General features: G+C 39.2%; 11 protein-coding genes and 1 rRNA gene. 4 read left to right on the top strand and 8 right to left on the bottom strand.

The annotated features are described in order from the left end of the window. Positions 1-23: 23 nt before the first annotated feature. Positions 24-1,301, top strand: a complete 1,278-nt coding sequence (locus ACAY00_RS04025) for an HlyC/CorC family transporter (RefSeq protein WP_371377554.1) — start codon at positions 24-26, stop codon at positions 1,299-1,301. A 112-nt stretch (positions 1,302-1,413) separates the two neighbouring features. Here the strand turns inward: ACAY00_RS04025 and ACAY00_RS04020 are convergent, their stop codons facing one another. Next, entirely contained in the window at positions 1,414-2,052 is a 639-nt protein-coding gene (locus ACAY00_RS04020; RefSeq protein ID WP_371377552.1) for a hypothetical protein, read from the bottom strand. A gap of 568 nt (positions 2,053-2,620) precedes the next feature. Further along, a complete protein-coding gene (gene gshA / locus ACAY00_RS04015) occupies positions 2,621-4,192 on the bottom strand; it encodes a glutamate--cysteine ligase (protein ID WP_371377549.1) in 1,572 nt (523 codons plus the stop codon). A gap of 334 nt (positions 4,193-4,526) precedes the next feature. Here gshA and ACAY00_RS04010 point away from each other — a divergent pair, with 334 nt between their 5' ends. Further along, a complete protein-coding gene (locus ACAY00_RS04010; RefSeq protein WP_371377546.1) occupies positions 4,527-5,219 on the top strand; it encodes a TIGR01621 family pseudouridine synthase in 693 nt (230 codons plus the stop codon). Positions 5,220-5,289: 70 nt separating this feature from the next. On the opposite strand, the gene ACAY00_RS04005 is transcribed toward ACAY00_RS04010, so the two are convergent. Both ACAY00_RS04005 and ACAY00_RS04000 read right to left on the bottom strand, forming a co-directional pair. Continuing rightward, positions 5,290-6,636, bottom strand: coding sequence for a sodium-dependent transporter (locus ACAY00_RS04005; protein WP_371377544.1), 1,347 nt, complete (start codon positions 6,634-6,636; stop codon positions 5,290-5,292). A 277-nt stretch (positions 6,637-6,913) separates the two neighbouring features. Then, a complete protein-coding gene (locus tag ACAY00_RS04000) occupies positions 6,914-7,396 on the bottom strand; it encodes a YajQ family cyclic di-GMP-binding protein (protein WP_371377542.1) in 483 nt (160 codons plus the stop codon). Positions 7,397-7,615: 219 nt separating this feature from the next. On the opposite strand from ACAY00_RS04000, the gene ACAY00_RS03995 reads away from it, so the two are divergent. After that, positions 7,616-8,047: a VanZ family protein gene (locus tag ACAY00_RS03995; protein ID WP_371377539.1), complete on the top strand. Its 432-nt coding sequence runs from the start codon at positions 7,616-7,618 to the stop codon at positions 8,045-8,047. Then, positions 8,044-8,943 carry a ketopantoate reductase family protein gene (locus tag ACAY00_RS03990; RefSeq protein ID WP_371377536.1) on the top strand — a complete coding sequence of 300 codons (900 nt, stop codon included), beginning with the start codon at positions 8,044-8,046 and terminating at the stop codon, positions 8,941-8,943. The genes ACAY00_RS03995 and ACAY00_RS03990 overlap by 4 nt, the downstream gene beginning before the upstream one ends. Before the next feature lie 14 nt (positions 8,944-8,957). Here the strand turns inward: ACAY00_RS03990 and ACAY00_RS03985 are convergent, their stop codons facing one another. From ACAY00_RS03985 to rrf, 4 genes are all read right to left on the bottom strand, one after another. Then, positions 8,958-9,389: an HIT domain-containing protein gene (locus ACAY00_RS03985; protein WP_371377533.1), complete on the bottom strand. Its 432-nt coding sequence runs from the start codon at positions 9,387-9,389 to the stop codon at positions 8,958-8,960. A 13-nt stretch (positions 9,390-9,402) separates the two neighbouring features. Beyond that, a complete protein-coding gene (gene ylqF, locus ACAY00_RS03980) occupies positions 9,403-10,350 on the bottom strand; it encodes a ribosome biogenesis GTPase YlqF (RefSeq protein ID WP_371377530.1) in 948 nt (315 codons plus the stop codon). Between the two features lie 97 nt (positions 10,351-10,447). Continuing rightward, positions 10,448-12,277: an ABC transporter ATP-binding protein gene (locus tag ACAY00_RS03975; protein WP_371377527.1), complete on the bottom strand. Its 1,830-nt coding sequence runs from the start codon at positions 12,275-12,277 to the stop codon at positions 10,448-10,450. A gap of 544 nt (positions 12,278-12,821) precedes the next feature. Next, a 5S ribosomal RNA gene (rrf, locus tag ACAY00_RS03970) occupies positions 12,822-12,936 on the bottom strand. Positions 12,937-13,065 lie beyond the last annotated feature (129 nt).

Genomic DNA, 13,065 nt, shown 5'->3' with positions numbered 1-13,065 from the left:
TTATTAATTATTAGGATCATTTTTTGGACGGCATATCTACAGGTACTCTCTTTACCCTTCTTGGGGTTTTGATAGTCATCTCTGCGTACTTTTCCAGTTCTGAAACCGGTATGATGTCATTAAATCGATATCGGTTACGTCACTTAGAACAAAACAATCATCGTGGCGCTAAACGAGTTACCAAGTTACTCGATCGCACAGACCGATTAATCGGTTTAATTTTAATCGGTAATAACCTAGTCAATATTGCAGCATCCTCGATAGCGACAATTATCGGTATACGTTTACTCGGGCCAGGCCCAGTTACCATGGTTTACGTGACAGTGACTTTAACCTTAGTCGTATTGATTTTTGCTGAAGTTACCCCTAAAACCTTAGCCGCACTTTATCCAGAAAAAATTGCCTTTCCAAGCTCGGTTATTTTAACCATCTTATTAAAAATCTTTTTGCCTGTGGTGATGATTGTTAACTGGGTTACTAATGGGATTTTAATATTACTGCGGATCAGTCCAGAGAATCGAGAAGAACACAGCTTAAGCTCTGAAGAACTGAGAACGGTGGTCAATGAATCAAGTGCTCTTTTACCTCAAAAGAACCAAGATATGTTAGTGAGCATTCTTGATTTAGAAAAGGTTACGGTTGAAGATATCATGATCCCACGCAGTGAAATCAATGGTATCGATATCAATGATGATTGGAAAAGCATCCAAAAGCAGCTCACCCAAGCAAACCACACCCGCGTCATTTTGTATCGCGACAGCATCGATGATGTGGTTGGATATATACACATGCGAGATGCGGCAAGAATCATTTCAAAACGTCAATTTTCCAAAGCCACCTTATTGCGCGCTGTGAGAGAGTTATACTTTATTCCTGAAGGCACTCAACTCAATGTCCAGTTGCTTAAATTTCAGCACGCCAAAGAACGTTTAGGTTTGGTTGTTGATGAATATGGCGACATTCAAGGTTTGGTTACCTTAGAAGATATTTTAGAAGAGATCGTAGGTGACTTTACCACCACGATGGAACCTGCCCCAAGTGATGAAGTGCATCGCCAACCTGATGGTACCTATTTGGTTGATGGCAGTGCCAACGTCAGAGAAATCAATAAAGAAATGGACTGGCACTTTCCGATTGATGGCCCCAAAACCCTTAATGGCTTGATTTTGGAATACTTAGAAGATATTCCAGAGCCTAACATCAGTATGCGAATAGCCGGTTATCCGATAGAAATTGTTGATGTTACCGATAATATGATTAAAACCGTGCGTATTATGCCAGAGTATTATATCGACGAGTAATCGCCAGATTAAGAGGCAAAATATCAGTAAAAAGGAGCATATTGCTCCTTTTTAACTAGCGCTGACCTGTCCTCATTTTACTTTTAAGATGACAATAAACCCCATCTTAGGTCTAATAAAATAACGCGCGCCATAACCAGCTGCTATCTAATTCATCTTTACAAGTATTAAGTTGTTGACCATATACTTTAGCTCGGCTTTCAACCTTACGAGACACTTTCTTGAGCCAGGGCTTTCTATTGTAAGATTTCTTTCTAAAACCACCCCAGCCTTCATGGTAATTTAGGTATTGATTATAGGGGTCCCATTTTGACACCCCATTGACCTTTTGAGTTTTATAAATAAACCAGCCCATAAAATCGATGGCATCATCAAAATCATCTCGATCTGCACCACCGTTGTCTGTCTCATTAATATAATCTTGCCAAGTTAAAGTTTTAGCCTGTGAAAAACCATAGGCTGTACTTACCCGCCCCCAAGGGATAAAACCAAGCAGGTAATCACGAGGTGGTAAGGCATCAGAGCGAAATGAACTTTCTTGATACATCATACTCATGGGCACATGAATTGGCACCCCCCAACGCTCTTGCATGTCCTTAGCACCTTCGTACCAATCATGTTTCTCACGAAATATTTCACATAAGTTTTCGGTGTTTTTTGGCGGTGCTGTGGCGCAGCCCGATAATAATACGCATAAAGAGATAGAAGAGAGTGATTTTAAAGAGGCCATATTGGTAAAAAGTTGATTCAATGGGGCTTCAGTTTGCCATGTTTAAAAAAAATATAAAATAGTTAGATTATATTTGAACTTTTAAATCGAATTAGGCTCTATACATTTAGTATGTTTATTTTCCCTGACTACTTTAACACTCATCTTTATGGGTGTTTTTTTTTGCCGATAATTTTTTCTGTTTTGCCGCAGATAAAAAACGCTATTATTCCCTCTGTTAAAAACATTTAGTCATTTTATATACAAAACAATAAGATAAAAAAAGAACCTATGTTTACTTTACTTTTTTGATTATTTTTTGAACTTCCAGCTGATTCTTGCATCATACATATGAAAGCTTTTTCTCCCTGGACTGCTTTCATAGATTACGGCGCGTTTATTCTATTAACGCGCTTTTTTTTTGTCCTAAATTTATCTTTAAAGCGAGCGCGTTAGAATCGTTTATGGCTATGCTAACAGCCATCAATAGGGCGATTATTTTCATAAAAAAAACGCATACCAAAGTATGCGTTTAACCAATAGTTAATAATATATTTTAATTCAGATGTTTAACGCTTATATAGAGCTTTACTTGAATTAAAAAGTTCCATTATTTAGCAAAATATTCGACTAAAAACTGATCAAAGCTGACGCTATCAGCGTGTTCTATTTGCTGCTGCTGTTGAATGGATTCTGTCGCGAGTTGCTGTAAATATTGCTCACTAAATTCGCTATATGAATGTTGTTCAAGTTGTGTCTTATACTTGTTTGCCAACTCCAAAGACCAAGAAATAATACTGGTATCTTCTTGCATCAGTTGTTGCACAATTTTAGCTGAAGGCGTTTTTGCAATATCGTTAATTTTTTCTAGCTCTTTAGCTATCACTTCACTGTATTGGGTCGTACCGTAGGCTGTATCTAATAACTTAGCTATCTGGTTAAAGTCACTAAACAGCTCATTGCCCCATGTTTTAATACTTTTTTCCGTGCCTAAATCGTTTAATTTAAGTTCAGGGTTTCTGCCCTGCATCACCACGTCATTGGTATTTTTACTAAATTGACCGTATTGCTCTTTGCTGAACGTGCCACTTTCAGCTAATACACAATACGTTAAAAACACATCCAAAAAGCGCATCTGATCAGCATCTATGCCAGTATTCACAAATGGATTAACATCCATTGCCCTTACTTCAATGTATTCAACACCGCCTTGTTCGAGCGCCTCGGATGGTTTTTGCCCTGACTTTGCAACACGTTTAGGGCGTATTGGAGCATATAATTCATTTTCAATTTGCAATACATTAGAGTTAAGTTGCTGGTACTTACCATCGACTTTAACCCCAATTTTAGCAAATTCTTCTGACGGCAAATTAATGGCATTACGAACACCGTTAATGTAACTTTGCAAACTGTTATAACAGATGCTTAGGCTAGATTGTGCCTTATTGGTATAGCCCAAGTCGCTCATTCGCAAAGACGTTGCATATTCTAAATACAAGCAACCTGAGGGGGTTTTCTTAAATGGAAACGCATGCGGTTTGTTTTGTAAAAATGAGGTACACAGTGCCGGTGAGCTACCAAACAAATACGGAATTAACCAACCATATCGCTTGTAGTTACGAATAAGAGAAAAATAGCGCTCTGAAATAAAATCTTGCAGTTCTTGTGTGTCTTGGCAAAACAGTTGTAGATGTTGCCAAAACTCAGGTGAAAAAGAAAAGTTAAAATGAATTCCAGCAATCACCTGCATTAATGAACCGTATCGATTTTTAAGACCTTGACGATAAACCGTCTTCATTTTGCCAATATTGGACTCTCCGTATTGGGCTAACTGTATATCGTCTTCCTTTGCGACAATGCAAGGCATACTCATAGGCCAAAATTGATCACCTTGAACCCGAGCCATGGTAAATTTTTGAATATCTTTTAGTTGATTGAGTGACTTTTCTATCGACCCCGATGCTGGGGTTATAAATTCTAGTAAGCTTTCTGAATAATCCGTAGTAATTAAACTGTTGGTTAATGCTGAACCAAGTTCCGGGTTATGTGATTGTGGAGATAGTTGACCATCCGGACGGATTCTTAAGGTTTCACGTTCAATTCCTCTTTTTATACCTGATAAAGAAGAAAGGCGCTCAGGTGCGCTAAAATGTTGGATAAATTCTGAAACTGAAATGGTCAAAGTGACTCCCGATAATGCTGTAAAACTCGAAACACAGCATAAGTTATGTATTTTGTTTATATGTGGGGAAATTTATTTAAATTTCAACAATCTTCCCAGTATTTTTTGAAAAATAGTCAATTAATCGTCAAATAACCACTATTTCAACACGATAACTGGTGACAGCAAGAATAGTCTGTTGCGGTACTGTTTTCAATATACTCGCAATACACCATTTCAATACATGGGGCGATACTTTCGCTAGCTTACGCTTTTTCACGAACAAAAATAAGAGAGTAAGTGATAAACCTAAACTCTGATATAATCAAATCTTTAATCGTTAGTTGGTATCGTTTTGACAACACACGCTTTTACCCTCGTTTATGAGAATGATTATTTTATCGTTATCAATAAGTCTACCAATATTAACTTTCATGATGAAGGCGAGATAAATCAAGGGGTTTTTAACCAAGTAAAAGCCTCTTTGGGATATACCAATTTATTTCCGGTACATCGGATCGATAAAATCACCTCAGGCTTATTGATATTTGCCAAAGATATTGCAACCGCCAATCAGTTTGGTCTGTTATTTAAGCAGCACAACATTGATAAGTACTATCTTGCTATTTCAGCCGACAAGCCCCGAAAAAAACAAGGTTGGATAAAAGGCGACATGGTCAAAAGTCGGCGCAGCAGTTATAAATTAATGCGCTCAATGAATAACCCTGCGCTTAGTCAATTTCACAGTTACCCCATAAAGCCCAATTTGCGCTTATTTTTGGTTCGTCCATTAACCGGTAAAACGCATCAAATTCGTGTGGCATTAAAGAGCGTTGGTGCGGCCATTGTTGGCGACCCTATTTATAACCCTCAAAGCTCAGCGGATCGAGGATATTTGCATGCCTATGGGCTGCGTTTTGAGTTAAACCATCAGCAATACGAATTTATCTGTCCGCCGAATCAAGGCGCGATGTTTGAGTTAACACAAACCCAACAAGTGATAGAGTCACTGCCAAAACCATGGCTGATTAACTGGCCTAAAAAGTAACTAAATGTTGCGATTAAATATAAAAAAACCGCGACAGGCGCGTTTTTTTTTATTTTTGCTATGGCTCTTTCTACAAAGAATGAATAAACACCGTTGCGATAGCTACAGGACAAACAAACTTAGTATACCAAGGCCACACTTTCCAGAAAAAAGATGATTCGATGTCTTCATTTCCAGATTTTATTTCGCTCAAAATATCGTTTCGATTCCAAATCCAACCAACAAAAACACAGCAAAGCATTGCGATGATCGGTTGCCCGTATTCAGTCGCTAATGTGGCAATAAAGTCCAACATATACTCTATGTTTAATACGATTAAAATACTGATAAGTAGGATGATGAAACCGATAAACGTTGTTGCTCGAGTTCTTTCTACCCCATGTCTTTCAACAGCATAGGATACTGGCCCTTCCAGCATAGAAATAGAAGATGTTAAGGCGGCTAAACTCATTAAAATAAAAAACGCCATCGACACAAATAAACCGACGCCACCCATGTCTTCAAATAATTTAGGAAGCACATCAAATACCATACCAGGGCCAGAGATTAATGAACCGTTATCGGCAAAGATTTGCACACCTTGCACTTGAGCCACATACATAGCTGGAATAATTAACAGTCCCGCTAGAAACGCAATACTTACATCAATTAAGGTCACCTGTACGCCCAGTTGGACAAGGTTTTCCTTTTTTGAGATATACGAACCATAAATAACCATAACACTGGTACCAAGCGATAAAGAGAAAAAGGCTTGCCCAAGTGCGCTGATCAATAGATCAGGCTCAAATATTCGAGATAAATCGGGTGATAAGTAGGCATTCAAACCATCCGTTGCGCCATCTAAGGTCATAACATATGCAATCAGGATCACCAGTAAAGCAATCATCATTGGCATTAATCGCTTAGACCATTTTTCAATCCCATTTTCGACCCCTTTACGGATAATAAAGACCGTTAAGAACATAAATAGGACGGTAAATAATAAATTTCTCGTAACATCATTGGTAATAACCCAGTTGGCGACATTCTCCATCCCGGCTAATTTGGCAACGGGCTCAACAGCATATGACATCATCCAACCGGCAATAATACCGTAAAAAGATAGGATTAAGGCTGCACAAATAATACCGCCAAAACCTATGATAAAAGCAAAACGCTTTTGCCAAAGGTGCTTAGACATTTTTTGTAAAGAGGTTACCGCATTAGCTTGACCATAGCGACCAATTAACAACTCTGCCATAAATGCTGGATACGCCAAACAAAACGCTAAAACCAAATACACGATAACAAAAGCTGCACCACCATTACTGGCGGTTTGAGTTGGAAAGCCCCAAATATTACCCAAGCCAACGGCGGACCCGGCTGCGGCTAAAATAAACCCTAATCGTGAGCTAAACTCACCTCTTGACGTTGTCATACACTTCCTTCAAGTTATTGACGTTAATTATTTTTAATGATTTGACCTGACTTTTCGTCGTTGACCCATACTGGGTAAAGTTCGTTACTAGCCCAATCATAAATTTTTATCTGATAACATAACACCGTATACTAAAAAGCCACTTTGTATCAATCATATTTTGACAAGGGCAAGTGCGAGCAAAAATTCGTTTACTGCACAGGTAGGTTTATTTAATACAGAAAGTGAATGAATATCGGTAATAGAAGAAGACCATGATGGCCTTCTTCTTAATGGTTTAGTCTTTAAAGTTATTGAACTGGAAGGTTTGTTCTAATTCAGCTTCACGCACAAGCTTCATAACCGCTTGTAGATCGTCACGTTTTTTCCCTGTAACGCGAAGCTTATCACCTTGGATAGACGCTTGAACTTTCAACTTACTATCTTTGATCAGTTTTACCAACTTTTTCGCAACAGCCTGTTCAATGCCTACTTTAAAGCTAACGTCTTGTTTGTAGGTCTTACCTGAATGATCAAATTTTCCTACGGTCATAGCTTTAGCATCAATTTTTCGTTTGGCTAATTGTGCTCTTAGCATATCCAACATTTGCTTAAGTTGAAAATCCCCTTCGGCTTTAACCGTAACATTAGGATTTTTATATTCATATGAAGCTTCAACACCTCGAAAATCAAAACGAGTAGCAAGTTCTCGCTCAGCATTTTCTGTGGCATTTCTAACTTCTTCTAAATCCACTTCAGAAACAATATCTAATGATGGCATAATGATTTTCCCGTTATCTATTTTGAGCTGATATTAGCAAAGCATTTCACGAAGAGCTAGGTCTTGTTTCGCCTTGAGCAATTTTTTAACTTAATTTATTTCTGTTTATAACAATCGGTAAATAATCCAATAATATAGTTAAAAAGATCAGGCAAACTAGTCATTTCTAATACCTTTCATGCTAGACTGTTTGAAATTACGTTTTTAATCAATATCGGCGTGAAACGACAAATACAAATCTTTTTGCTGACCAGTATCGTGCTAACGACCCTGTATTTAAATTACGCTTTTATACTGGGGAAGCTTCATCATTTCCAAATACTGGATAAAACAGGCCACTTTTTAGGTTTCTTATTTTTATTCTGGTTAATCGACAGTGTTTTACGAATAAAACTGCGAGTCACCTTTCTTGGGCTCGTTATCTATGCTGCCTTCACGGAGTTAGGCCAATATTACCTTTCCTATCGAACAGGCCAAGTCTCTGATTTTATTGCTGACGTCATTGGCTGTTGTTGTTACTTTATTATCGTTGGCGCGAACCGCAAGTTAAGGCAACGCAGAGCAAACAACCACGACTTAAAACAACATAGCCAGCATTTATCACATTCTTTAGAGCCTATTTCGACAGAAAATAGCGACCCCCAAAGATGAAAATAACCGTTATTGGCGCAGGCGCTATGGGCTTGTTGTTTTATCAACAGCTAAAGGGTAAAAATCAGGTTAATTTACTCAGCCGTGGTGCAAAGCATCTTGCCAGTACTTTTAGCTTTACCCGCTTAGATAACCTGAGTACCTTAATTAACCTAGTACATGCACAAGAAATCGACCTGCTAAACTCTGAGTGTGTATTATGTTGCGTTAAATCCTATGACTTACCTGCTCTTATTGTTAAAATAAATGCGATAAATCCCAAGCTGCCAATCATCTTGATGCACAATGGTATGGGGGTACTTGAGCAAACATTTAAGACTCATACCATTTATAATCCTATTTACACCTTACTAACGACCCAAGCCAGTAAAAAGAGTGCAGCATGGCACATTCGTCACACTGGCCAAGGCTATAATCATTTAGGCAACGCCTTTAACCCATTAGATGAGCAAGCAAGTCAAAAGTTATTTAATGCCTTTACGACATCACTTGAGCATTGTGAAATCGACGACAATATCAGACAAAAACAATGGCAAAAGCTCGCCATAAATTGCGCTATAAACGCGTTAACAGCGATTGAGAATGTGCAAAATGGGGCCCTAGCACAAACCAAATACCAGCCCACAATAATGGCGGTTATTGATGAATTAGTCTTGTTAGCAAACAAAGAAAATGTTTGCTTTGATAAAGACCAATTAATGACTCAAGTTCATCAAGTCATATCATTGACGGCAAAAAATAGCTCATCGATGCGAGAAGATGTTCTCAAAGGTAGAAAAACCGAAATTGACTATATTAACGGTTACATCAGTCAGTTAGGGCAGAAGCATGATTGCCCTACCCCAATAAATGATTTACTCACCGCTAAAATACGGCACCTAACGAAGCACGCTTAACCAACAAAGCCAGGCTAGTTTGGATTAACAATCACCGCTTCAAGCATCGGTAATAATTTACGTTTTAGTTCGTCTAATTCGGCTTCGGTATAAGGAACAAGAGGTAACTGGCCCCAAATAGGTTTTGGCCAAGCGGGATCATTAGCAAAACGTACTATGTGATGAACATGAAGTTGAGGGGTAACATTTCCCAGCGCCGCAACATTCATCTTTTCGCCTTGAAAACACTGCATAAGAATTTCAGATACCGCGCTGGACTCGTTCAAAAGTTGCTGCTGATCTTGCCACTCAAGTTGATATAAATCTTTAACGCCCTCTCGCCTAGGCACCATAATGAACCAAGGATATTGGCTATCATTACATAGTAGCAATTTACATAATGGTAAGTCTGCTAGCTCAATGCCATCGCGGACAAGATCAGGGTGAAGTTCAAATGTATCTGTCATCGTGTATTCCTTTTTAGCGTTTCTTTTTCTTTGGTTTATTTTTTCGTCCGCGCCCCCGAGCAAGCTTTCTAGCTTCTCTTTCTTGCTCGCGCTGTAATTGTAATTCAGCGAAATAGGTATTTTCTTTTTCAACCATATCAGGGGTTTCAAAGGTGATGTTACCCAAGGTTTTATCACGTATTTCGTTGACTAAAATTTCAGAGGCTTTATGAAAATCAACATGACCTCCACTTTTAACACAACCGCGCTTACGACCAAGCTCTTCTATAAAATCGACCTCTTGTTCGGGTAAATCTTCGATGCTATAACGCGATTTGAGCAGTTCAGGGTAAGCTTGCAATAAATATTCAGCGGCAAAACAAGCAATTTCTTCATGATCAAATGCGGTGTCTTTGATCCCACCGGATACCGCTAGGCGATAACCACTGTTCTCATTGGCAATCTTAGGCCACAGCATGCCAGGGGTATCATACAAATAAACCCCGTCTTCAAGGCGAATGCGTTGTTGCGCTTTGGTTACGGCAGGCTCATTCCCTACTTTCGCTTTGGTTTTGCCTACTAGAGTATTGATCAGAGTCGATTTGCCAACATTAGGTATGCCCATAATCATGGCATTAATCTGTTTACCTTCAGTATTTTTATGTGGTACCAATTTTTTTATCAGTTCTGCAATCATTTTTGCACCACTAGGCTCTTCTGTGGTTAAGGCAATGGCTTTTACATTGTACTGAGAATGAAAATAGTCAAGCCACACTTTGGTTAACTCTGGATCGGCAAGGTCACTCTTATTCAATATTTTAATTAAGGGTTTATCACCGCGAATACTGGTGATCATGGGGTTTTCACTGCTAAATGGTAAGCGAGCATCACACACCTCGATTACCACATCAATTTGATGAATTATTTCTTTTATTTCTTTTTGGGCTTTATGCATATGCCCAGGAAACCAGTTAATCGCCATAGCTATCTAATTTAGTGTTAAGTTATCAACATTTTAGCAAGTTAACCTTGTAGATACAGCACAAGGGGATCAAATAACCGTTATTTTTCTATGATCTTTACTCTACGCCTAAAAACCCGCCCGTTTGATGCTGCCATAATTGGGCATATATTCCGCCACGTTTTAGCAAATCTGCATGCGAGCCTTGCTCTACAATTTTACCTTTATCAATAACGATTAATCTATCTAGGGCAGCAATCGTAGAAAGTCTATGTGCTATTGCTATTACGGTTTTTCCTTGCATTAAAGAATACAAGCTTTCTTGAATTGCCGCTTCAACTTCCGAATCGAGAGCGGAAGTCGCTTCATCAAGTAATAAAATTGGCGCATTTTTAAGTAATACTCGGGCAATAGCAATTCGTTGCCTTTGGCCGCCGGACAATTTTACCCCTCTTTCACCGACTTGCGCATCTAGCCCTGTATGACCATTCGGGTCGTTGAGTTGGTAAATAAAATCTGATGCTTGTGCACGTTCAATGGCTTGACGCAACTCTTCTTCACTTGCATCTGGTTTACCATATAAAATATTTTCTCGAATCGAACGATGCAACAAGGAAGTATCTTGCGTCACCATACCAATTTTTGCTCGAAGAGACTCTTGAGAAACATCGGCAATATTTTGTTTATCAATACTAATTTGGCCTTTTTCTACATCGTAAAAGCGCATAAGTAAATTTACTATGGTCGATTTTCCGGCCCCCGAGCGGCCAACCAGGCCTATTTTCTCACCCGATTTAATAGTAAAGGATAAATCTTCAATAATCCCCGATGCTTTGCCATAATGGAAACAGACATGCTGAAAGTTTATTTTCCCCTTAGTTACGGCTAAGGGTTTCGCGTCTGGTCGGTCTTTCACTGCGATGGGTTTAGAGATGCTACTGATACCATCAGCAACCGTTCCAATGTTTTCAAAAAATGAGCTCACTTCCCACATAATCCATTGAGACATTCCATTTAAGCGTAAAGCTAAGCTCAAAGACACAGCAATAGCCCCTACCGTAATAGCTTGAAAAGCCCATAAGTAAATAGCCATAGCCGTAATAGCAAAGGCCAATGCGTAGTTGATATATTGCACGCTTACATTAATACCTGTGGCCAAACGCATTTGCTGATGAACCGTGGTTAAGAAGCCCCGCATGCTATTTTTAGCGTATTCACTTTCTGTGTCGGTATGGGCAAACAATTTAACGGTAGAAATATTGGTATAGCTATCAACGATTCTGCCAGTCATTAAAGAGCGAGCATCAGCTTGCTCAGTGGATACTTTCTTAAGTTTGGGTAAGTAGTAATACAACACACCGACATACAATAACAACCAGGCCAACATAGGGAGCATTAGTCTAAAATCTGCTGTTCCAACCATAAACAACATACTGGAAAAATAAACCGTAATATAGACAAATACATCCAATAACTTAATAACTGACTCCCTTACGGCAAGAGATGTTTGCATAACTTTCGTGGCAATACGACCGGCAAAGTCGTTTTGATAAAAGCCCACACTTTGCTTAAGCAAATAGCGATGAGTTAACCAGCGGATGGCCATGGGATAATTTCCCATGATCGTTTGATAAACAATTAAAGCATGCAGGGCAACAAGAATGGGAATTACAATCAGCACTAAGATAGACATTAACAACAAGGTATTGCCTTGCTCGGCAAACAGTGTTGATGGCTGGTGTTGATTGAGTAAATCGACCATTTCCCCCATAAAACCAAACAAATAAACTTCAAAAATAGCCAACATAGCCGTCAATAACGACATCAACAACAAGGGAATTTCAAAGCCTTTGGTGTAATGTCGGCAAAAAGTATATAAACCCGCTGGGGGTTGTTCTATCTTTTTATCTGGGAAAGCATCAGTTAAAGATTCGAATCGTTTAAACATTAACAGCACAAATAATAGAGGGTAATACTATAACCTAGTAAAATCGTGTCAGAGCTTCAACTAAAAATGAAATTAAATTTAGTACCAATCCCATTAAGAGAGACACACTTTCTGGGATGGTATGCAAGCCTCATCAATGAGCACCGTCATTGCGGTATGTCGTAGGCCGCAACCTCGTTGAGATTTTAGCAGGCTATAACGCTTAAAGGTTTCAAGGTGAGTGTATTAACACGCACCGTCATCCCATCATGTTTTACGACTGCATGGATGCAGGAGGTAGAGCAACGCAGGAGCAGTTGCCGAGGATGGGACCTCCATCGGGTGCGAGGTGGTGAATGTTTCAATCCCCAAAAAGTAAAAAAGCCCTTAGCGTTAGCTAAGGGCTTTCTTGGAATAGGAGCCTAGCGATAAGCCACATGGATGTGGTGAATATCGAAAATGCAGGGAGGCAATTTTCGATAACTACGTAGTAGGTCGAGCGGCACTTCACTGATTCTGAAATGCAAAAAAGGCTGCCCAGTGGACAGCCTTTCTTTAAATAGGAGCCTAGCGATGACCTACTCTCACATGGGAACTCCCACACTACCATCGGCGCTGTTGCGTTTCACTTCTGAGTTCGGCATGGGATCAGGTGGTTCCACAACGCTATTGTCGCTAGACAAAATTTGTTAAACAATTTGAAATCTAATATTAAACGCTACTCAATTCTTACTTAATGCGTGAAGTACATGGATGTACAAATGTCGATATGCTTCATGGATGAACGCATTATATCGACGATTTTTCAT

The sequence above is a fragment of the Thalassotalea sp. 273M-4 genome, assembly GCF_041410465.1.
GTDB lineage: Bacteria > Pseudomonadota > Gammaproteobacteria > Enterobacterales > Alteromonadaceae > Thalassotalea_A > Thalassotalea_A aquiviva.
This window is presented reverse-complemented; position numbering and strand designations above follow the sequence as displayed.

Excerpts from the sequence above, each read along its gene's own strand:
- ACAY00_RS04005 (WP_371377544.1), bottom strand. The coding sequence starts at position 6,636 with ATGACAACGTCAAGAGGTGAGTTTAGCTCACGATTAGGGTTTATTTTA.
- ACAY00_RS04000 (WP_371377542.1), bottom strand. The coding sequence starts at position 7,396 with ATGCCATCATTAGATATTGTTTCTGAAGTGGATTTAGAAGAAGTTAGA.
- ACAY00_RS03990 (WP_371377536.1), top strand. The coding sequence starts at position 8,044 with ATGAAAATAACCGTTATTGGCGCAGGCGCTATGGGCTTGTTGTTTTAT.
- ACAY00_RS03985 (WP_371377533.1), bottom strand. The coding sequence starts at position 9,389 with ATGACAGATACATTTGAACTTCACCCTGATCTTGTCCGCGATGGCATT.
- ylqF (WP_371377530.1), bottom strand. The coding sequence starts at position 10,350 with ATGGCGATTAACTGGTTTCCTGGGCATATGCATAAAGCCCAAAAAGAA.
- ACAY00_RS03975 (WP_371377527.1), bottom strand. The coding sequence starts at position 12,277 with ATGTTTAAACGATTCGAATCTTTAACTGATGCTTTCCCAGATAAAAAG.